Raw genomic sequence first — 22,398 nt, 5'->3', positions numbered from 1 at the left:
AAAAAGTAAGAAGGTAATTCGTTTTTTTGCAAAATAACGTCAATACGAGAAGTTAAATCGGGGAGGCTAAATTGCTTTGCTGATAAGTTGACAGCTACTCGGCCGCTAAATAAACCGCTATCTAGCCATTCTTTTACGTCTCTGCAGGCTTTGTTTAATACAACTTCGCCAATTTCAATTATTTGGCCCGTTTCCTCGGCTATGGGTATAAACACGCCTGGGCTAATAATACCTTTTTTGGGTGTAATAAAGCGTACTAATGCTTCCATTCCGGTTAGCTTGCCTGTGCGAATATTCATTTTTGGTTGGTAGTACACTTCAAAATGATCTTCTTTTAAACCAAAGCGCATAAGGTTTTCTATTTGCAGTCGTTTAACGGCTTGACGGTTCATCGTGTCGTTAAAAAATAGGTAGCTATTACCTTTCTTTTTAGCATGATACATCGCGGTATCTGCATTTTTTAGGAGCAGTTCAGGCGTATTACCGTCTTCTGGAAATAATACAATGCCTACACTTGAGGTGATTGCCAGTTCGTGGCCAGCCATTTTAAATGGTGTAGCAATGGCTGCTAAAAACTGTTTTGCCATACGTGTAATTACATGTATGTCGTTAGTGTCAGACATTACAAGAGCAAACTCATCGCCGCCTAAACGATAAAATACATCATTTTCGCGGGTTAGTTTATTTAAGCGCATTGCTAGTTTAGCTAATAAGCTGTCACCTAGTTGATGCCCTAACGAGTCATTTATTTTTTTAAAGTTATCTAAATCGAATACAAGCAAGGCGTGATGCGAGTTGAGCTTTACTAGCTTTTGCAAATCAGTAAAAAATAAATTTCGGTTAGGCAGACTAGTTGTGCGATCTCGATTCGATAAGTTATGTAACTGCGATTCGGCTTTTTTACGCTCTGTTAAATCTGAATAAACAACGACATAATTAGTTATTTGATTTTGATCGTTTTTAATTTCATCTATCGATATTTCTATAGGCAATAAAACACGCTCACTATTACGAAGCTTCACTTCTTGTTGGATATGTTCGCGCTCTTTTACTATTTCAATAATTCTGTTTGTGTAGCTTGGCTCATACCCAGATAGGTTGAAATCTTTTCCTAAGTATTGCTCGCGTACGCCACCAAACAAGGTTAAAAAACTCGGGTTTATATCAACCAGTTTAAAGTTTTTATCGTAAATTGCTAAGGCGTCAGTGAGAGATTCAACACATTTAGCAAAAAGGTTTAAGCGCTCTTCCGTTGATTTTAACTGTGATATATCGCGAACGGTACCTGTCATTCTAAGGGGTGATAAGTTGGCGTCTTTTTCAATTATTTTTCCGCGATCGAGTACCCAATGCCAACGACCAAATGTATCTTTGATTCGGTAGGTGGCTTCAAAAAAAGCAGACTGCTCTGCAAAGTGTACTTTTAACAAGTGCTCAACGTTATTAATATCGTGAGGGTGAATAAGGCCTTTGTTTGGCGGAAACCCCATTAAGGTAGTCGAATCCATTAAGTACTTATCGTTAATACGAATAACTTCGCCTGTTTTTATGTTCCAGTCCCAAAGTGTATCGCCGCTACCTTCTACAGTACTTTTAAGGCGTTTTTCCGAAAGACGGAGTTGACGACGTGAGCGTCTAAGTTTGTGGATTACAAATAACAGGTAGGGCAAAGCAAGCGCTATAATGGCGCTTGCTAGTATAAGTATATTGTCGGAGTTGTAATTAAATGATGACTCAAAGGCAAAAAGCTCAAATGAGTAAGCAAGTACTACAAGCATGCTTAGTTTTATTATTATTTTTATCATTTTTTTATTACTTCTAATTTACAAATGATAATTTAAAACAAGCTAAACCTAGTGTCAAAGAGATTGAGAGTAAACGGGCATATTTTGAGATTTATTGACTTTTGCCGAGCTTAAAAGCTCATATCTTGGTCTATTATCATCAAATAGGCTTAGTGCATAAACTTTTAGTTCTTTTAGGGTTAGCGCATTTAAGGCATCTAAAAGTCGTTGTTGCATATGAAATTCATGATCTCTATTACCTATAGCAAGCCATAACCGTTGTGAGCGTAGGCGCAGGTTTTTATCTTTTTCTGCAATATGAGTACTAAGGCCGTGTTTTTGCTGTTGCCAATCGTTTTCATCAAGTGCATCAATGTTATCAAGGTAGTTTTTAATAAAACGGTTATGTCGATGCAATAAAGTTTTTGCATCAAACTTAGGTGACTGCACATAAAATGCTATACCAGCACGCGTGTTAAATGGTGCATAACCTGCGCCTACTAAATAACCAAGTTGCTGTGTAGTTCGTAATTCATTAAAGTAATCTTGATTAATTAAATGATTTAACGCCATCATTTTTACTTTTTCGGCCACGCAATCCGTTTGCGCTTGATAGTAAATAACCATTGCATGGTCGTTACAAGGAAGCTCTAACTCGTAGCGAGTTACTTTTTTAATTTCAAAAAGAGGGCGTCTTAAATCTTCAATTATGGTTGCGTTTTTTAAGTGATTTGCGACCTTTTTTTGAAAGGCTATTGCATCACTTTGCTGCCAGTTACCATGTAAAAATGATTCAACATGTAGTGCTTTAAAAAAGTCTGTTCTGAACTCATTAAATTGCTGAAAACAGGTGTTTTTTAATGCCGATGCAAGCTCCCCAGGTTGTGGGTTCCAAGGCATTATTTTTGCGCCTAAAATGCTAAATAACTCACTGACTGGTTTGTTTTGGTTGCTATTGCGCCAATGCCTTACAAGCTGTTTTTTATATTCAGCAAAGCGTTTTGCACAGATCTCTACATTAAATAAAGCATCTATTAATTGATCAACAAGCTCTAACTGGCTAGATGAAAGCCCCGCAGTATGTAGAGTTAATCCACCTTGATGCGAGGTTAAGTGGTAGCTAAGTCCCGCAAGTTCTGCTGGATAAAATTGCTCGCCCACACTATCCATAAATAAATCTGTAAATAAGCGGGTGAGTGCCATATGTTTTACATCTTTTACGGCAAAATCAGAATCCATGGCCAAATAAAAATGGCCTTTAGCAACACGAAATGTGTTGTCTTGTTTAAACCAAAAGTCAAAACCGGGTTCTTTTACTAATAACTCGGGTTTTGTTTGTGGTTTTACGACATCAAATAACACCACTTCTTTTGTTAAATAAGGATTAGCTGTAGGTAGCAGCATTTCGCTCAACGGCTTATTTATCTCGCTAAGGGCATCAAGCCAACTAGGTGAAATATGTTCTACTTTATATGGTGTGTTGTACCATGCCGTTTTATGTTCAGGCTCTACATCTGGATGTATAAGTACGATGCGCATATTATGTGGCGTTAACCACTGCATGGCCATTTCGTGGGTCGCTTTTTTAAAGCCTTCCATTAAATAGTCGCCTTGCACGTAATTTGCTTCGTCGTAATGCTGCATATTAATGCTTAAATTACTGACCCAATCAATTAAGCGTGATTTTTCTTGGTTATCGAATGCTATTTGTAATAGATTTTTTTTATCTTGATATAAGCGCGGCAATTTTTCGGTGTTATCGTTAATTAAACAAATGTATTCAAACACCATTTCAATAATGTCTTCGAAGTATTCAATACCCTCATCGGTAAGCGCTAAGCTAATATTAAAATCTTTGAAGTTGCTGCCATTAATACCACCGCCAGCAGAAAGTGCATTGATCCAGCCTTGTTCTTTTAAAATAGAATAAAGAGAACCCGCGCCTTCATAGCCAAGTAAGTGGGCAATAAAACTTACTGTTTTATGGCGATAAAAGTCGTCAATATTAGGCATAGCAAAACTTATAATAAGTTTTTGCATATGCTTATGTGGCTCAATATGGAGTATTTTTCCTATGTCTTGTTTACGATAAAGTGGCTCACTGATCTCTGGCTTTTTAAGGTTTTTGTTGCCGTTAATTGCGCCAAAGTAAGTTTGAGTCCAGCTTTGTAGTGTGTCTAGTGTTTCGTTTGCGCAAATAACTAAGGTCATCCACTGAGCTTGGTACTGGCTATTAAAAAAGTCACGAAGCTCATCACTAATACAGCGCTCTCTGTCAGCTAAGGTTTGTAGGTTTCCTACAGAAAATTTAGCAAATGGATGAGCTGGATTTACCGTTTCTTTATGGGCTTGATAAATACGGCGACCGTCGTCTTTTATTTTTAGTTTAAACTCGGCTTCAATTGCGTTACGTTCTTTTTCTGTTTCGGCTGAATTTAAAAGAGGCGCAATAAAAAAGCGGCTAAATTGGGTAAGTGCTTGTTCAAATTCTTGATTGTTAATATCAAAAAAGTAACAGGTATGCTCAGTGCCGGTCCACGCATTGGTGTTGCCGCCAGCTTGCGAAACAAAATTATTAAAACTACCTGAATCTGGATACTGGTCAGTGCCTAAAAAAAGCATGTGCTCTAAAAAGTGTGCTAGGCCTTGCCTATCAAGAGGGTCGTCAAAATGTCCGGCGTTAACTGCCATTGATGCTGCCGCTTTTGTAGAATCTTTATCTTGCACTAATAGTACTTTTAGACCATTGTCCAGTGTAAAGGCGCGGTATGCTCTGTTATCATTGCGGCTGATATTCAAATGATGCTCCTGAAACTAAACGTTTACTTGTTAACAACAGATGATGGCTTCAGGAAAGCGAAGTACAGCTTAAAGATTTACCTGAATCTCATGAAAGAACTATTTTAGAAATAAATAGATTTATATTGTTAATATAGCTGACAAACGGGCAAACTGGCTACTGTTTTATATTCTTTAATCGGTTGATTTTTTATGAAAACAATCCTAATAATGCGCCACGGCGAAGCAACACCCATGCAGGCTGATGATGCAGGTAGAAATTTAACCCAAGCAGGGCACGATGAAGCTGAAAAAATGGGCCTTTGGCTCAGTAAAGCACATTACCCTGATGCACTGTTAGTTAGTCCTTACATTCGAGCACAGCAAACAGCTGCAGGTGTGGCTAAAAATAACGTATTTAAATTTAGCGAAACCACGTCTGATATAATTCCCGAAGGTAAACCTCAAATTGCTGCTGACTACATCGAAACACTTATTGCTACTCACCCCCAATGCAATACATGGCTTGTTGTATCACATATGCCTATTGTAAGTTATTTAGTGGACCAGTTAAGCCCTGGCAATATGCCCATTTTTAATACGGGTGCTGTTGCTGTTATTAGTTACGATGAGCAAACCCAGCGTAGTAGTTATTTAAGTATAAATGCCCCAGAAAACGTTTAAATATAAATAATTGAGTAAAGTAAAATGACAATAGAACGTTTACAAACAGGTGCGCGCATGAGCCGCATTGTAAAACATAACGGCACTGTGTATTTATGTGGGCAGGTATGCGCCGACGCACAAAAAGATATCAAAGAACAAACTCAAACTATGCTTGATAAAGTAGAGGCATTGCTTAATGAAGCGGGAAGTTCAAAAGAACATATGCTTAGCGCGACTATTTATGTAAAGAGCATGGAATACTTTGCTGATATGAATGCAGTATGGGATGCGTGGGTAACCGAGGGTTATGCACCAGCACGTGCCTGCGTAGAAGCTAAAATGGCACGTGATGCACTGCTTGTTGAAATTTCAGTCGTTGCAGCTTTAAAAGAATAATAGCTTTAATGACTCGCTCCCCCGTTGTACTCATCACTGGCTCTAGTCGAGGTATTGGCGCAGCTACCGCATTATATTTTGCAAAGCACGGTTATAATGTTTGCATTAATTATAAAGCAGATTTAGCTAGTGCAATATTGGTGGCAGAAAAAGTAAAGCAATTAGGCGTTGAGGCTGAAGTAATTCAAGGTGACGTGTCACTAGAGGCTGACGTTTTAGCTTTATTTATGCATATAGATAAAGTCTTTGGTCAACTTGATGTACTAATAAATAACGCCGGTATTTTAAAACCACAAATGCCTTTGTTAGAAATGAGTGCTGAGCGCATAAACGAAGTTTTGACTACAAATATTACCAGTGCTTTTTTATGTAGCCGTGAGGCAATAAAGCGAATGGGAAATAGCGGTAGTATTGTTAATGTTTCATCGGGGGCCGCTAAAACGGGCTCTCCTAATGAGTACATTGATTATGCAGCATCTAAAGGTGCAATGGACACATTTACTATTGGCTTGGCAAAAGAGGTGGCAAGTAAAGGTATTCGAGTTAACTCGGTTAGACCTGGGCTTATTTACACTGATATGCATAGTGATGGCGGCGAAAAAAATCGAGTCGATCGTCTTAAAAGTAAATTACCCCTTGGCAGAGGCGGTACACCCGAAGAAGTTGCTGCAGCAATTTACTTTTTAGCTTCGGAGCACGCTTCTTTTACAACGGGTAGTTTTGTTGATGTAGCCGGCGGTTTGTAAGCTAAAGTAATACAGCTAGCCAAAACGTAAAGCTAATAACACTTAATATAGTAGAAAGTACGACAGCCCCAGCAAGAGTAGCTTCATGCTGCTTTATTTGACTCGCAATAAGATAAGCATTTACGCCAACAGGGGATGCGCTCAAAAGCACTAATACATTGAGTATTTGCGTGTCTAGTTTAAATACATAAGTGCCTACCAATAAAACTAGCGCAGGCAATAAAAATATTTTTAAAATTGATGCTATTAACGCGGGTTGCCAATTTGCTGATATTTTATAAAAAGCTAAGTTTGCACCAAGTACAAATAGTGCACAGGCAATTGCTGGTTTAGCTAATAGCTCCAAACTATTTGCTAAGTCGGTGAACAGTGTTACTCCTAATATGTTTAATATAAGCCCGCATCCAATACTCAGTACTATTGGATTTAACACCATACTTTTCCCAAAATGCGACCACGAAAATTTATCGCTACTGCCTTTAGCGCCTATTAAAAAAGTAAGTGCAAATAACAATGTGCTATGAAAAGTAATGATCATAAACGCAATGGCTATCATCTCTTTGCCAAGCGATGCAATAACAATAGGAATACCCACTAACACCATATTTGAATAGCTAGAAGCAAGTCCAAAGACGCCGTGTTGTTGGTAATTTTTTAAATACTTTTTATTTAAATAAAAGCGGTCAATTAAAATACCCACCCCAAATACACTCAGAACCGGTATGTAAAAACTCAAAAATGCAAAAAGGCTAATGCTTTGCTGTAAGTTAATTTGCGACATATTTAACAATAAAAAAGCAGGCAAACTAATATAAAAAGTAAATTTACTTAAGCCTGCAATATGCTGCTTTTCGAAAAATTTTAATCGGCAACAGCTGTAACCAAACGCCACAATAAAAATGAGCGGAAAAATAATTGAAAAAATATGCACGTAGTTACATCCTAGTAATAGCTATAGTTAGCGTCTAAATTCATCACTTTGCGGTAAATTAATTAGTATGAGTACAGCGCCTCTACCACCATATTCGAGAGGGGCTTGGTGCATCGCTATTACGTCAGGGTGCTGTACTAAGTACTGAGGCACTTTGTGCTTTAGTACGCCGCCGCCAATACCGTGCACTACACATGCACAATAGTAATGCTGCTTTTTACATTCGTGAATGAGTCCAGCGAGTTCATCTTTAGCAAGTTCTTTATTTAAGCCATGTAAATCTAGCGTCAAATCGGGTGCAAAGTCACCACGGCGAAGCTGTTTAGCTAGGAAGGTATCTTGGCCTGGTTTTACATATTTAACCGTGCCGTGGGTGTCTATATCGGGAATATAAACGTCTGAGAAGAAAAATTCAGATTGAGCCTGCTTTTTTTGCTGGGCAAATTGCTTAGCTTGTGACACCTTAGGCTTTGTATCAAAACGATGAGTATCTTGTTTAAATACTTTGGCGCCTGTGATCGTTTGACGAAATAAGCTTATGTCGTCATTGCTTAGGGACGAATGTGATGGAGTGTCTTTTTTCATAACTATTACCTAAACAAAAAAACGTAAAAACGCAGCGCAAAAGGCGGTACAATACTTAAATGAGGGGCAATTGTAATTTGCCCAGCGCAGATAGGCAATGCAATCGTCTTAAAGACTCAAAACAGTCAGTAAGCTAATACAGGTAAAAATATATGAGCGATTTACAAATAGAAGAAGCAACACTCGAAGAAGCCGTTGCAGAACTGTCAACTTTACATGACTGGTTACGTTGGACTACAAGCCAATTTGCAAGTAGTAGTATATTTTTTGGACACGGTACAGATAACGCATGGGATGAAGCTGTAAGCTTATTACTGCCTGCGCTTAGCTTGCCTGTTGATGCGCCAAAAGAATTAATGCACGCGCGTTTAACAAGCACAGAAAAAAACCGACTTGCGGGTCTTATTGCAGAACGTATTAACGACTGCACACCAGTACCTTACTTAACAAACATTGCATGGTTTGCGGGTATGCCATTTTATGTGGATGAACGTGTACTTATACCTCGCTCACCGTTTGCTGAGCTTATCAGCAACCGCTTTACACCCTGGCTTGAAGAGCCACAATCGGTCAACCGCATATTAGATTTATGTACGGGGTCGGGTTGTATCGCAATTGCACTTGCTCAAGCTTTTGAGGAAGCACAAGTTGATGCGGTAGATATATCGTATGAAGCGCTTGAAGTGACAGATATTAACATTAACGATTACATGTTAAGTGATCGTGTGTTACCCATTCAGTCCGATGTATTTAGCGGTGTACCAGGTCAAAAATACGACCTAATAGTTGCAAACCCACCGTATGTTGATGCAGAAGATATGGCTGACCTGCCACGTGAATTTCATCATGAGCCAGAGCTTGGACTTGCATCAGGCCACGATGGTTTAGATGTAACCCGTACTATTTTAAGTGAAGCGAGTGAACACCTAACTGATAACGGTTTGTTATTTGTAGAAGTTGGTAACTCTATGGTACATATGGATGCACTGTATCCGGGCGCGCCGTTTGAATGGATTGAATTTGAACAAGGCGGCTTAGGTGTATTTGTAATTAGCAAAAAGCAGCTAGATGAGTATTTTGCAAAATAAGTAAAAAATGAATAGCCAAGCCGTGTGCTTGGCTATTGGTAGTCATTAGGAATGAGGAAAGTTAATGGCAGGTAATAGCATTGGACAGTTATTTAAAGTGTCCACCTTTGGTGAGAGCCACGGCGTTGCATTAGGCGGCGTTGTTGATGGTACTCCCGCAGGTCTTGAAATCACAGAGGCCGACTTACAAATTGATTTAGATCGCCGAAAACCAGGCCAAAGCCGTTATACAACGCAGCGCCGTGAAAGCGATCAAATAAAAATATTAGCAGGCGTTTTTGAAGGTAAAACCACAGGTACCAGCATTGGTTTATTGATTGAAAATACCGATCAACGCTCGCAAGATTACGGCAAAATTAAAGATGTATTTCGCCCAGGTCATGGCGATTACACGTATTGGCATAAGTACGGCTTGCGCGACTATCGCGGTGGCGGTCGTTCATCTGCACGCGAAACCGCAATACGCGTAGCGGCAGGTGCTATTGCTAAAAAATACTTAAAGCAATTTCATGGTATTGAAGTTAAAGCATGTTTAAGCCAGCTAGGTCCTATTAAGGCGGAAACGTTTGATTGGGACGAAGTTGAAAATAACTTATTCTTCTTCCCTGATGCAAGTAAGCTTGAAGCGCTTGACGAATATATGCGTGACCTTAAAAAGCAAGGTGACTCAGTTGGCGCTAAAGTAAAAGTAGTGGCAAGCAACGTACCAGTAGGCCTTGGTGAGCCAGTATTTGACCGCCTTGATGCCGAACTTGCACACTCATTAATGAGTATTAATGCAGTTAAAGGCGTGGAAATTGGTGATGGCTTTGATGTAGTTGAGCAAAAAGGCTCTGAGCATCGCGACGAGCTAACCCCTGAAGGTTTTACATCAAACCATGCAGGTGGCGTACTTGCGGGTATTTCGACAGGGCAAGATATTATTGCTTCTATTGCGCTAAAACCAACGTCGAGCATTACCATCCCAGGTAACAGCATTAATACAAGCAACGAAGCGGTTGAGATGATCACCAAAGGTCGTCACGATCCGTGTGTTGGCATTCGTGCAATCCCGATTGCTGAGGCAATGATGGCTATTACATTAATGGATCATTTACTGCGCCAACGCGGACAAAATCCACATGTAAACCACGAACACGGGCCAATTAACGGCTCTGTGTAAGTATTTATAATTATAAAAAAACGCGGATTACCGCGTTTTTTTATGTCTGTAATTTAGTTTAAAGCCTTTCAGGAGTTGTTCAAGTAGGCCCTATATACTGCAAGAAGGAGGGTAGTAATCATGAACGATAATATTAATGAACACTCACAAATAAAAGCCCAAGCTGCAATAGCCCGCTTAGAGCGATTCAGTAAGTTAACTGATAGCAGCATTGGCATTCCTTTTACTAAATTTAATATAGGTTTGGAGGCTGTGATTGGTTTAATTCCCGTTATAGGTGATGCCGCAGGGCTAATTTTATCAAGTTATGTGCTGATAGAAGCGCAGCGTTTAGGTGTGAGTAAACGTATAAAAACTAAGATGATTATCAATATGCTCATAGACTTTGTGGGCGGTTTAGTGCCATTTTTTGGTGATATTTTTGATGCCTTTTTTAAAGCTAACACGCGTAATACACAACTATTAAAAAAGCATTTAAACAAGCAGTTAAGTGAGTAATTAATAGCTTTAAGTAACAGTTAGCAAAGAGACTTTAAACAAAATGTTGTTGGTTGTTAAATCACCTAGTAAGGTAGGAGCGTCTATTCACTTTGGTATCTACAATATGCAATTATTTATCGGTAATAAAAACTACTCTAGCTGGTCATTACGCGCATGGTATTTAATGAGTAAATTTGATGTTGAGTTTAGTGAAACCCAGCTGGTACTCGACACCCCCGACTTTTACAATGAACTAAAAAAGACCTTTGCTTTGCAAAAAGTTCCAGCGTTAATTGATGGCGATTTACAGGTATGGGATTCGCTAGCAATTTGTGAATATATTAACGATGCTTACTTATCGGGCGCTGCATGGCCAAAATATATTACCCAAAGAGCTAAAGCGCGTGCGCTAAGCGCTGAAATGCATTCAGGCTTTATGGCGTTGCGCAGCGAAATGCCAATGAATATAAGAGCTACCCGTAAAGTAGACTTATCGAGCGAAGCATTAAAAGACATAGCCCGTATAGACGAGATATTTGCACAGCAACAAGATGTGTTTCCAAATGAGTGGTTTTTTGGTGACTTTAGTATTGCTGATGCCATGTATGTGCCTGTTGTACTGCGCTTAAAAACCTATCAAATTACGTTATCGCCAGAGGCACAGCAATATTGTGACTTTGTTATGCGCTGCCCAGTATTGCAAGCATGGATCACTCAGGCATTAACCGAGACCGATATTGTAGAGTGTGATGAAGCAGGAACGCCTGTATAATTATTGTTTTTTATATGGCATGTTTTATGCCTTAAAATCATAAGTTTAAACTAGGCAGCTCATGTATCTAAATCACCCAAGGTATGGCAATACACCAATAACTACCAATACCCCAGTGACAATAGAGGCGATAGAGAATGCGCACTGGCGTTACTCGAGCCTTAAATACTTCCCTAATACGGTAATATTGGCTGATATAAAAAAGCAAAACTATGCCATTTATCCTCGGGCACTTTATGTTGATATTGAAGAGAAGTGCGGGACTTGCTCTAAGGCATTTATTTTTTTTGCTCAAGAGCAGCAATATTGGTTTGAAACATTAAGATTTTGGGTCGATTCACACTGTACTCATTGCTTTGAATGCCGTAGACATGCCAGATATATACTAACTCTACGTAAACGATACGATATGTTAACTAGCTTAGCCAATAAAACCTCTAGTGAAAAAACGCAGCGTAAAGAACTTGCCAATACTCTTTACTGTTTAGGTATTATTAAAAATATCAATAAAGTGAAAGATTAGTCCGCTTATATTTTACTATCACGCCTTATTTTTACTTTAGTTGTAAAAGCCCGTACAATTCGTCTCGTTTTTACTGCGCAAAATAGCGCTGCAACCGAGAAAAATTAGCCTAATTTTATGCATCAAATAGCTGATCTAATTTCAATTTTTGAACGCACTTTTTATCAAAGTCATAATACATGTCTGATAAAAGGCGATTTTGAACCTGTGTATTTACCAGCAACAGGGCACGTGCCATATCACCAAGTTGTATTTGCGCATGGTTTTTATGCTAGTGCATTACATGAGGTTGCACACTGGTTGGTTGCAGGCGATGAACGTCGTTTATTAGAAGATTACGGCTATTGGTATTGTCCTGATGGGCGCGACAAACAAAAACAAGCTGAGTTTGAAAACGTAGAAGTAAAGCCCCAAGCTATAGAGTGGTTATTAAGCACCGCAGCAGGGTTTACTTTTAATGTGTCGGTGGATAACTTAAACGGCGAGCAAACATGTCGGTTTGATTTTCAGCAGCGAGTACATGCACGTGTATTATCGTTAATCGAAAATGGCTTTAACTCTCGTACAGAGTCACTTTTAAAAGCACTCTCTGATTTTTATAATACACAGTGGCCATTAACAGCGCAGCAATTTAATTGGCAACATCCGAAGGAGCTTTGTAATGGCGTTTAAATTAGGTTTAATTGTAAACCCAGTAGCGGGTTTAGGCGGAACAGTTGCTTTAAAAGGTAGTGATGGCGCACACACAGCCGCTAAAGCAATCGAATTAGGTGCAGAACCCAAAGCAAATAGTCGCACAAAAGCAGCGCTTGAAGTGCTATTGCCTTATAAAGAACGCTTAATCATTTACACCGTTAACGGTGACATGGGTGAGCAAACAGCAAAAGCCTTGGGCTTTAATGTAGAGGTTGTATACAACTCTGAAGTAATAACAACCCCAGATGACACAGAACAAGCAGCAAAAGTACTTAAAGACTTTGGTGTTGATTTAGTTTTATTTGCTGGAGGCGATGGTACAGCGCGTAATATTTGCCATGCAATCGAAGATACCATTCCCGTACTTGGTATTCCTGCAGGCTGTAAAATTCATTCTGGTGTATACGCCATTACACCCAAAGCAGCAGGGCGCGTAGTCGAAATGCTGGTTAAAGGTGAGTTAGTTACCTTAGCTGATGCAGATGTAATGGATATAGATGAAGATGCTTTCAGACAAGGCACAGTAAAAGCAAAGCGCTACGGCGAAATGCAAACACCCAGCGAAGTACGTTATATGCAAGCTGTCAAAAATGGCGGTAAAGAAACCGACGAACTCGTACTAGCTGATATTGCTGCGCATGTTGTATCGCAAATGGATGAAGACACATTTTATATTATGGGTAGCGGCTCAACCGTTGAAGCCATAATGGAAGAAATGGGACTTGAGAATACATTGCTTGGCGTTGATTTAATAAAAGATCAAACCATAGTTGCCCAAGATTTAATGGCTAAGCAATTACTTGAGCTTACTCATGAGCAAAGTACTAAATTGGTAATTACCCTAATTGGCGGGCAAGGACATATATTTGGTCGTGGTAATCAGCAATTAAGCCCCGTGCTTATACGTGCAATTGGCAAAGAAAATATTATTGTAGTAGCAACTAAAACAAAACTACAAGCGCTTAATGGTCGCCCCCTTATTTGTGATACAGGCGATGGCGAATTAGATGATGAATTAACCGGTTATATTAAAGTAACCACCGGATTTAACGACCATATTATGTATGCAGTAGGGCACCACAACATTGAAAATACAGGTGCTTTGCAAAACCAGGAGATTAATAAATGAGTTTAGTGAACTATATCGATGCAGCCCAGCAGTACTTCGATGATTTAGTAATAAAAGCAACTGACGATGAGTTATTTGCAGGCGGCTATTTACGAGGTCATTTTGATCTTGCAGTTGGTTATGCCGAAGTAGAAAAGCTGACAATCAGTATAGATGAGCTAAACGAAACTGTAGAGCAAAGCTTAGTAAAAGCATATCGCAACGGCGAGCTTAACGAAGAAGATAAGACATTAGTTGCACGCTTGTGGGAAGAAGTTAAAGCCCTCGCTTAACCCTAAGTGATACAAAAAACACGATTTGTTTATCACTATCGTGTTTTTTTGTGTCCAAAACTTTTAAAGCAGATTTTCATGTTAATTTACTGTTTTGTTTTTATGCGATATTGTTACTAAAATAAATTTTAGGAACAATAAAAATGAATAATAATCACGACGCTTTACCTTCAGGGGTTGTTGCGCGTTTTTTAAATTTTGTTGAGCGGGTTGGCAATAAGCTTCCAGATCCAGCCGTAATATTTCTGTTTGCAATGTTATTAATTTGGTTTTTGTCGTGGTGGTTTTCAGGTGTAAGCTTTGATGCAATAGATCCACGTACCGGTGAAGCGATTATTATTAATAATATGCTGGCAAGTGATTCGCTCGCTACCTTTTTATCCTCTATGGTAAAAACCTTTACTGGCTTCGCTCCCTTAGGTGTCGTTTTAGTAGCTATGTTAGGTGTAGGTGTTGCAGAGCATTCGGGCTTCATTAATACCGGCCTTAAGTTAATGCTTAAAGTTACTCCTAAAAAGCTATTAACGCCTTCAATCATTTTAGTGGCCATTGTGAGCCATACCGCTACTGACGCAGGTTATGTATTAGTTATTCCACTTGCCGGTGTTATATTTTATGCTGCAGGACGCCATCCGCTTGCGGGTATTGCAGCTGCATTTGCAGGAGTCAGTGGTGGTTTTGGGGCTAACTTTATTCCATCAGGGATTGATCCATTACTACAAAGCTTTACCCAAAGTGCGGCGCAAATAATTAATCCTGCAATGACAATTAACCCATTAAATAACTGGGCATTTGCTTCAGCATCTAGCTTATTTATTGTGGCATTGGGCTGGTACATCACCGATAAAATTATTGAACCACGTTTACAAAAAACAGCGGTTGATGGTGCTAAAGAGGATTTACCTGTATTTGAAGATGCAAGTAGTGATGAAAAACGTGCCTTTTATATAGCCAGTACCGTGATGATTGCAGGGCTTGCGTTATTAGCATTTGTCTCTGCTCCAGACGATTCTGCAATGCGCAGTAGTGACGGATCCCTTACTAATTTTAGCTCTCCTTTAATGCAATCTATTGTACCATTAATATTTTTACTTTTTTGGCTACCTGGCACTGTATATGGTTTTACGGTAGGTACCTTTAAAACTTCAAAAGATATGATTGATGCTATGAGTAAAGCGATGAGCGGCATGGCATATTATATCGTCATGGCGTTTTTTTGTTCGCTATTTATTGCTGCATTTAGTAAATCAAATTTAGGTGCATTACTCGCAATCGAAGGTGCGCAGTTATTAAAGGCAATGGAATTGCCAAGTGCAGTAACGGTTGTGGGCATTATCTTTTTAACTGGCTTTGTTAACTTGTTTGTAGGTTCAAGTTCAGCAAAATGGGCGTTACTTGGCCCTATTTTTGTACCGATGTTAATGCAACTTGGCATTTCGCCAGACTTAACTCAAGCCGCTTATCGTGTAGGTGACTCAAGTTCTAATATTATTACACCGTTAATGCCTTATTTCCCATTAGTGGTGGTTTACTGTCAAAAGTATGTGAAAGGCACAGGTATAGGTACTTTAATTGCTATTATGCTACCGTACTCAATCGCCTTTATGATTGGCTGGAGTATCTTTTTATTAGGTTACTGGGCACTTGGTATTCCACTAGGTTTAGATGCAAGCTACATTTATCCAGCATTGCCTTAACCTAAACCTTTATGAACCTCACTCACTTGAGTGAGGTTTTTAAATAAAAGTCCTGTAATGTAAAAGTAAGTCTAAGTTACCTTTCTAAATCTCTCACTATATAGCCAAATAAGCTGGTCTCACCAACAATATACACATAATCATTTTTGTTGTTCATTATTGTAGACTTATCGTCATACCACCTAAAATCATGAATCTTATTCGTTTTAGGGTCTTTGAAGTATAAACGAGTACAGCTATCTTCATACTCAGTGCCACACTCTTGTACATCGGTCAGGATGTATTCTTTATACCAATAGTCGCCTTGCGTGTAGTAAGCCCATAATTTAATAGGATCAGAGATAAAAATATAGAGTATTCCATAGATTAATAAAGGGGATAATGGGTACATGAAAATGGATGCTAATTTTATTTTAGTATCTGAGAAATTGTATTTAAGTGATTCTCTATATTTACTGCAGCGTTTATATTTATTGAATATAAGTATATTTAGATAGATAAATAGCGCACAACAGATAATAGGGAGGGTTATAAAGAAAACAACGTCGTATAGTTCATTTGAGATGAATGGTGGATCTGTAAAGTCCATTAAAATAGGAAGAGTGATGCATAATAAAATGGGGAGTATTATTGCTACAAGGAGCAAGTTGTCGTAAATCTTTTTCAATTTTTAATTCGTCCGTGAACTATAGCCTTTGTCTAGTTTACAGAATTTTTGTTATTTTAAAAATCAGAGAAATGTATTTATAGGCATTAAGCAACCCGAACTCAGGCTAAAAAAACTATCTCAAGCCGCTATTGAATTGACGCGAAAGTTTACTTTGTTTTCACTGTAGCAGCAGCTTAAAAACAAAAAAACCTTGTCACTTTCGTGGCAAGGTTTTTTTATTAAAGAGTCGTTGCTTATTTAGCTGTGAAGCTTACTGGGCGACGTTCTTTACGAGGGCCAGTACGCTTATCACCGCGTTGGCTATCGTCTTTATCTTTACTAAAGGTGCGCTTTTTGTCACCAGCTGGACGCTCAGAGCGTTCTGCACGTGGCTCAGCAGGGCCTTGATCTTGTGTAATTGTTAAGCCCATAGGACGTTTGCAAATAAACACTTTTTGGAAATGATCAAGTACATCTTTAGGCATGTTTTGCGGTAATTGAACCGTACTGTGATTGTCGTGTAAACGAATATCACCAATAAACTTGCTTGAGATGTCAGCTTCGTTAGCGATAGCACCAACAATGTTCTTAACCTGAACACCGTGTTCACGACCTACTTCGATACGGTAAGTATCCATAGGGCCTGCATCACGACTGTTACGTTCGCGAGGTTTACGCTCAGCGCGTTCACCACCACGTTCGCCGCCACGTTCGTTACGACGTCCACGGTCACCACCGCGATCATTGCGGTCGTTACTACGTGGGTTGCGATCGTTACGCTCGTTACGTTCACGAGGTTGAATCTTAACTTCTTCAACTTTAATTGGAGACTGTTGCTGTGCTAAACACAGTAACGCACCCGCTAAGCTTTCAAGAGGAAGTTCAAGTTTTTCAGCCATGTTAGTAGCTATCTCGTTAAAGAATGTAATATCTTTGTTTTCAAGCGCAATAGTTAATTTTGCTTGTAACGCTTCAATACGTTTTTCTTCAACGATTTTTGCAGTTGGTAATTCAACTTGTGCAATTTCAGACTTCGTATGACGAATGATATTTTTAAGTAAATAACGTTCGTTATGTTTTACGAATAAAATTGCTTTACCAGTACGACCAGCACGACCTGTACGGCCGATACGGTGAACGTAGGCTTCAGAATCTTGTGGGATATCGTAGTTGATAACTAAGCTTAAGCGGTCAACATCTAGACCACGAGCAGCAACGTCTGTTGCAATAACAACATTTAGCATGCCGCTTTTTAAGCGTTCTACAGTGCGTTCACGTGCTTGCTGGTTCATATCACCATTAAGTGGAGCAGCAGAGAAACCTTCGCGCTCTAATAACTCAGCAAGTTGTACTGTATCGTTACGCGTACGTACGAAAACAATAGCACCTTCATACTGTTCAGCTTCTAAGAAGCGAACAATAGCTTTATTTTTATGTACGCTTGCATTCCAAAACACTTGCTCAACAGATGATACTGTAGAGTTACGCGCAGAAATATGAACCTGTTCAGGATTGTTCATATACTTGCTGCTGATGTTTTGAATTTGCTTAGGCATAGTCGCAGAGAAAAGACATGTTTGCTTTTCGCGCGGTGTTTTTTCCATGATGCTTTCTACATCATCGATAAAGCCCATACGTAACATTTCATCGGCTTCATCAAGTACAAGTGCTTGTAGAGCATCAAACTTGATAGTGCCACGGTTAATGTGATCGATTAAACGACCTGGAGTTGCAACAATAACCTGAGCGCCACGACGAAGTGCGCTTAATTGGATACTGTAGCTTTGGCCACCATATAGTGCCAATACTTCAATACCACGAACATGTTTAGCATATTGTTCGAATGCCTCAGCAACTTGGATCGCAAGCTCACGTGTTGGTGTGAGTACAAGGATCTGTGGCTGTTTCACAGACGGGTCAATATTATTTAGTAATGGCAGTGCAAATGCTGCGGTTTTACCTGTACCCGTTTGAGCTAGTCCCAGTACGTCCTTTCTTTCTAGCAATAACGGTATACATTGAGCTTGGATTTCAGATGGTGTCTTGTAACCCAACTCTTCAACTGCCTTCAAAATTGCAGGAGAAAGATTTAGAGATTCAAACGTGACTGGTTCTGACATTAATACGCCTCAACGAATTTAAAGAGGCGCGCATTATATAGGATTCGCGAGGCAAATGCTTGTATAAATTGAAACTAATTTGTATGTGTTTGATGTTGGTCGAAATTCAACCAGCTTAATGTAGGGTTTATTAAACTGGTTAACATATTTAATACAAAGCTTATTTATACAAGCCTAGGTTTTCTTTTGCGTAAGCTTCAAATTCTGTAAATCCACCAATGTGATTTTGGTCTACAAAAATTTGTGGAACAGTAGGGCAAGGCTTACCCGCTGACTTTTCAAGGTCGGCTTTACTAATGCCTTCTTTAATTATGTCGATGTAACGAAATTTAAAGTCATCACGTTCATTTGATAATTGCTCAGCAACATCTTTCGCACGAACACAAAATGGACAGCCTTCACGGCCAAAAATTACGGTTAACATAGCTTTCTCCTCAATTTGATTAATATCAGTTTAAATGAATGGAAAATTATTTAAAGAGAAAAAAATCGATTGCACCATTCTAATAAAAGCATAAATCATATTATGCATAGCAATATGATTTGCAAAATGCGAATGAAAAACCAGAGCCCTGTTTGTCTAATACTTAAGTCTATGAATGCAAGTGTGTTTACAAGAATTAATTTATGGCACATAACTTGATGGTGTAGAGCTATACATTGGTTTAACGAGAATGCTTTATGAATATTAATAGTCACGTTTTAGAAATTATCCAAGGAGTAATAGGTAAATATTGTGAAACCCAAAGTCAAAAATTCTCTATTACCTTAATCAATAAGTTGCAATGTAACTACGTCTGTTTGCAAATTCCGCCAGAGCAAATGATTGCACAATGCGAGGCGTTTCTTACTCCGGCGCTAGCAGCAGTAAAACAGTGCTTTTTATTGACGCTCGAAGCAAATATTCAGGGAGTTAGTATTCACTATCAGATTGATGATTCTGAACAAGTAAACACGTTGGATTTTCACTGGCTCTTAGCAACTAAAGAGTCTGTTAGTTTAGCGCTTGATGTTAGACAAAATGTAGACGTTTTAACTGATTGCGAAGCGTTACTCAAAAGCTGTTTGAAAATGTCAGCTAATACTCACGATCGTTTTGGTTTAAATTTTAAATTATTTAATAGCACGCTTAGAGAGTCTGCACAGCTAGAGGATTTACGCCATCTTAGTGGTAACGCATTAATTGATAAATTAAATAGTGACAGCTTAAATACACACATAAAGTTGTGCTCTATTAACGACATTTACGAGCTGAGCCAAGCTCATAAACTATCTAAAAAAATATTAGGCTGGCCATTTTTTGATACCGACTTAATTACTATTTTAACAACATTTCACACACAAACACGTTTATCGGTATTAGTAGCAGACGACAGCTTACCGAGCCAAATTGCTACAAAAGTAATGCTTGAAATGCTGGGCTGCTTAGTAACGTGTGCAGAAAATGGTGCCAGTGCATTAACACTTGCTCAAAATGAACCATTTGACTTGCTACTTTTAGATGAGCGTATGCCAGGAATGTTTGGTAGCGATGTGGCGCAGCAATTAGTTAGGCAAAATACACCTAATAACAATACTCCTAAAGTTATTTTAACGGGGTTAACAGGCGATGAGCAAATAGCTGAGTTGTTTGATAAAGGAATTACTCACTATTTACAGAAGCCAGTGACAAAAGCGGTACTTGAGAAATTTATTAAACCTTGGCAGTTAGCCTCTTAAATTGATTAATAAGGAGAGAGTTATGGATGATTTCTCTAAGACAGCACCTATTTTAATTGGTTTTCAAAACAATTACTTTTTGCCAAAAGGCATTTTGTATGACGGGGTTGAAGAGTCATCAAGAATTACTGGCGTGGGGGAAAATACACTCTATTTATTGACCTTCTGCGCAGAGCAATTTGCTTTAGTTATTAATACACCCATTCACTTTACGCAAAACTATAGCGAGCTTAAAAATCCGATTGGTATATTAAAAGTCATTGCGGTGGGGGCATTTAAAGCGGGTTCGTACGGTGTTCAAACCATTAAGCAGATAGACCTTTTTAGTAATATTATAGAGGTGGTATTTGGGAAAAGAAGTTTAAATGCTTTTACACATATAGGTTTAGCCGAAAACATCAAAAAACATGGGACCACTAATATAATTTTAGCGGGTACTGTGTCTTCTATCTGTATTGATTCAACTGTGCGCACTGCTGTTGCACTTGGTTCTAATGCCACTATTTTAAGTGACTGCACACCGAGACGCACTCCTTTTGAACAAGCATTCTACCGTGAAAAGGTTTCCCTTCTTTATGTACGAGTTTGTCAGAGTAATACTTTTATAAAGTATTGGAGAGATCATGAATAATAATGATGAGCTACAAGTTCAAATCCAATACGCACTAGTTGAAAAACTTTCCAATAGTAATCGACGTCAAGCAAAGCTATTAGCTATTTTAGATGAGTGTATTTTTGAGTGTGATAAACATTTGAATTTTACTTATATTAATGAAGCTTGGGAGAAGAAGTTAGGTTACTCAATCGATTCATTAATTGGCTCCAATATTACTAAGTTAATGAATTGCGATGATATTATGCATTTTGTCGCATACAGCTGTTGTTTGCTAGAAGGAAAGCAGGCACCCAGTGTAGAAATACAAATTAAAAGCAGCATCGGGCTCATGAACTGGTTTGAGTTAAGGTTAGTTTATGATGAAAAAAGCGGCTTTATAGGCTCGTTCTATGACATTCAACGTCATAAAGATTCTCAATTATTGCTCACACAACAACAAAAATATGTAAAACGCTTATCGCTTGTTGCAAGCCATACAAATAACTTAGTAATAATTACAGATAAATTTGGCGTAATTGAGTGGGTTAACAATAGTTTTGAAGTACTTACAGGTTACACCTGTGATGAGGTTATAGGCACTAGCCCAGGTCAATTACTGCAAGGGCCAAAAACATGTGAAAAAAGTCGTAAGGTTATGTCTCACGCTGTAAAAAATGGGCTTCCTTTTCAAGTTGAAACCACAAATTACGATAAAAATGGTAACGTTTATTGGGTTGCTATTGATGCAAATCCAGTGCGAGATGATGAAGGTAAAGTAAAGCATTTTATCGCTATAGAAACTAATATTACGCAGCGAGTTAAAGCTGAACAAGCAATGGCAGAGATAGAATATAACTACCACTCTGTCGTCGATAATATTCCTGATATTGTTTTACGCCTTGATACATTTGGCAATTTATTATTTATAAATCAAGCATGGCAACGCGTCTTACACAGCAGTGTAGATGAGAGTCTTGGCTTACCTATAATTAAGTTTATAGCAAAAGAAGATGTAGAAAAAATTAGTAGCACTTTGCTTGATTATAAACAAGGTAAGCGTGATATACGTCGCTTTGATATACGTTTAATTAATGCACAAGGCATAAATAATTGGGTTGAAATGACACTTACTCCCATTGTGGGTGGCTACGAAAGCGATTTGTTATCTATTGCCGCAACACTTGTTGATATACAAGAACGTATTGAAAGCGAGCAAATATTGCTTGAAGCTAAACATCAGGCAGAAACATTAGCTGAGTCTAAAAGCCGATTTATGGCAAATATTAGCCATGAAATTCGCACGCCATTAAATGCCGTTATTGGCTCTGCAGATATTTTGCATCATACCGGTTTAACTTCTGAGCAAATGCGTTACACGCAAATGATTAAAACAAGCTCTGATGCATTACTGAGTGTATTGGACGATGTATTAACGTATTCGCGTTTTGAAGCACAAGCTATAACACTCGATAATCAGCCATTTAGTATTGATACGTGTATTGAAGAAGCAATAGATATTATTACCCAAAGTGCTTTGCAAAAAGGGCTTGAGGTTGTTTTTGATTTTTATCCTGATGTACCAGCTCAAGTAATTGGTGATCATGTACGTA

At 38.7% G+C, this 22,398-nt stretch carries 22 protein-coding genes; 15 read left to right on the top strand and 7 right to left on the bottom strand.

All coding sequences use genetic code 11. The features are described from left to right. A partial coding sequence (locus tag CXF89_RS11355) for a sensor domain-containing protein (protein WP_121954640.1) occupies positions 1-1,805 on the bottom strand: 1,805 nt, incomplete at its 3' end. Between the two features lie 54 nt (positions 1,806-1,859). Continuing rightward, positions 1,860-4,583, bottom strand: a complete 2,724-nt coding sequence (locus CXF89_RS11350) for an insulinase family protein (RefSeq protein WP_010554661.1) — start codon at positions 4,581-4,583, stop codon at positions 1,860-1,862. 192 nt (positions 4,584-4,775) lie between these two features. Here CXF89_RS11350 and sixA point away from each other — a divergent pair, with 192 nt between their 5' ends. Genes sixA through CXF89_RS11335 form a run of 3 tightly spaced genes read left to right on the top strand, consistent with a single transcriptional unit; the run spans position 4,776 to position 6,370 of the window. After that, a complete protein-coding gene (gene sixA, locus CXF89_RS11345) occupies positions 4,776-5,246 on the top strand; it encodes a phosphohistidine phosphatase SixA (protein WP_024608902.1) in 471 nt (156 codons plus the stop codon). Between the two features lie 24 nt (positions 5,247-5,270). Next, entirely contained in the window at positions 5,271-5,624 is a 354-nt protein-coding gene (locus CXF89_RS11340) for a RidA family protein (RefSeq protein WP_024608901.1), read from the top strand. Positions 5,625-5,632: 8 nt separating this feature from the next. Then, positions 5,633-6,370, top strand: a complete 738-nt coding sequence (locus CXF89_RS11335) for an SDR family oxidoreductase (RefSeq protein ID WP_121954639.1) — start codon at positions 5,633-5,635, stop codon at positions 6,368-6,370. Position 6,371: 1 nt separating this feature from the next. Here CXF89_RS11335 and CXF89_RS11330 read toward each other — a convergent pair whose 3' ends face one another. After that, positions 6,372-7,301 (bottom strand): AEC family transporter, encoded by a 930-nt coding sequence (locus tag CXF89_RS11330; protein WP_024608899.1) that lies wholly within the window; start codon positions 7,299-7,301, stop codon positions 6,372-6,374. A 27-nt stretch (positions 7,302-7,328) separates the two neighbouring features. Next, on the bottom strand, positions 7,329-7,886 hold the full coding sequence (smrB, locus tag CXF89_RS11325) for an endonuclease SmrB (protein ID WP_007377742.1): 558 nt from the start codon (positions 7,884-7,886) through the stop codon (positions 7,329-7,331). Positions 7,887-8,038: 152 nt separating this feature from the next. Between smrB and prmB the strand changes: the two genes are divergently transcribed. From prmB to CXF89_RS11280, 9 genes are all read left to right on the top strand, one after another. After that, positions 8,039-8,974 carry a 50S ribosomal protein L3 N(5)-glutamine methyltransferase gene (gene prmB, locus CXF89_RS11320; RefSeq protein WP_007580615.1) on the top strand — a complete coding sequence of 312 codons (936 nt, stop codon included), beginning with the start codon at positions 8,039-8,041 and terminating at the stop codon, positions 8,972-8,974. Positions 8,975-9,038: 64 nt separating this feature from the next. Further along, on the top strand, positions 9,039-10,136 hold the full coding sequence (aroC, locus tag CXF89_RS11315) for a chorismate synthase (protein WP_008138551.1): 1,098 nt from the start codon (positions 9,039-9,041) through the stop codon (positions 10,134-10,136). Positions 10,137-10,256: 120 nt separating this feature from the next. After that, a complete protein-coding gene (locus CXF89_RS11310) occupies positions 10,257-10,634 on the top strand; it encodes a DUF4112 domain-containing protein (protein WP_024591638.1) in 378 nt (125 codons plus the stop codon). 106 nt (positions 10,635-10,740) lie between these two features. Then, positions 10,741-11,388 (top strand): glutathione S-transferase family protein, encoded by a 648-nt coding sequence (locus CXF89_RS11305; RefSeq protein WP_024593902.1) that lies wholly within the window; start codon positions 10,741-10,743, stop codon positions 11,386-11,388. A 61-nt stretch (positions 11,389-11,449) separates the two neighbouring features. Further along, complete coding sequence (locus CXF89_RS11300; RefSeq protein ID WP_121954637.1) at positions 11,450-11,911, top strand: zinc-ribbon domain containing protein; 462 nt, start codon at positions 11,450-11,452, stop codon at positions 11,909-11,911. A 117-nt stretch (positions 11,912-12,028) separates the two neighbouring features. Further along, positions 12,029-12,583, top strand: a complete 555-nt coding sequence (locus tag CXF89_RS11295) for an elongation factor P hydroxylase (protein WP_121954636.1) — start codon at positions 12,029-12,031, stop codon at positions 12,581-12,583. Next, a complete protein-coding gene (locus tag CXF89_RS11290; RefSeq protein WP_121954635.1) occupies positions 12,573-13,736 on the top strand; it encodes an ATP-NAD kinase family protein in 1,164 nt (387 codons plus the stop codon). Before CXF89_RS11295 ends, CXF89_RS11290 begins: the two co-directional genes overlap by 11 nt. Continuing rightward, a complete protein-coding gene (locus tag CXF89_RS11285) occupies positions 13,733-14,008 on the top strand; it encodes a YfcL family protein (protein WP_002962183.1) in 276 nt (91 codons plus the stop codon). Before CXF89_RS11290 ends, CXF89_RS11285 begins: the two co-directional genes overlap by 4 nt. 143 nt (positions 14,009-14,151) lie before the next feature. Continuing rightward, positions 14,152-15,705, top strand: coding sequence for an AbgT family transporter (locus CXF89_RS11280; RefSeq protein ID WP_121954634.1), 1,554 nt, complete (start codon positions 14,152-14,154; stop codon positions 15,703-15,705). Between the two features lie 76 nt (positions 15,706-15,781). Here the strand turns inward: CXF89_RS11280 and CXF89_RS21400 are convergent, their stop codons facing one another. The 3 genes from CXF89_RS21400 to CXF89_RS11265 all read right to left on the bottom strand — a co-directional run bounded on the left by CXF89_RS21400 (position 15,782) and on the right by CXF89_RS11265 (position 18,898). Further along, positions 15,782-16,096, bottom strand: coding sequence for a hypothetical protein (locus CXF89_RS21400; protein ID WP_257983203.1), 315 nt, complete (start codon positions 16,094-16,096; stop codon positions 15,782-15,784). A gap of 512 nt (positions 16,097-16,608) precedes the next feature. Continuing rightward, a complete protein-coding gene (locus CXF89_RS11270; RefSeq protein WP_007585469.1) occupies positions 16,609-18,474 on the bottom strand; it encodes a DEAD/DEAH box helicase in 1,866 nt (621 codons plus the stop codon). A 160-nt stretch (positions 18,475-18,634) separates the two neighbouring features. After that, on the bottom strand, positions 18,635-18,898 hold the full coding sequence (locus CXF89_RS11265; protein ID WP_007585470.1) for a GrxA family glutaredoxin: 264 nt from the start codon (positions 18,896-18,898) through the stop codon (positions 18,635-18,637). 257 nt (positions 18,899-19,155) lie between these two features. On the opposite strand from CXF89_RS11265, the gene CXF89_RS11260 reads away from it, so the two are divergent. The 3 genes from CXF89_RS11260 to CXF89_RS11250 form a co-directional block, all read left to right on the top strand. After that, positions 19,156-20,193, top strand: coding sequence for a response regulator (locus CXF89_RS11260; protein WP_121954632.1), 1,038 nt, complete (start codon positions 19,156-19,158; stop codon positions 20,191-20,193). A gap of 22 nt (positions 20,194-20,215) precedes the next feature. Next, positions 20,216-20,824 carry a cysteine hydrolase family protein gene (locus CXF89_RS11255; RefSeq protein ID WP_121954631.1) on the top strand — a complete coding sequence of 203 codons (609 nt, stop codon included), beginning with the start codon at positions 20,216-20,218 and terminating at the stop codon, positions 20,822-20,824. Next, positions 20,817-22,398: PAS domain-containing sensor histidine kinase (locus tag CXF89_RS11250; RefSeq protein WP_121954630.1), on the top strand; the 1,582-nt coding region annotated here is incomplete at its 3' end. The genes CXF89_RS11255 and CXF89_RS11250, both read left to right, overlap by 8 nt.

It is taken from the genome of Pseudoalteromonas sp. MelDa3, from assembly GCF_002863625.1.
Taxonomy (GTDB): Bacteria; Pseudomonadota; Gammaproteobacteria; order Enterobacterales; family Alteromonadaceae; genus Pseudoalteromonas; species Pseudoalteromonas arctica.
Note: the sequence above shows the minus strand (reverse complement) of the source record. Positions and strands in the feature narration are given on the sequence as shown.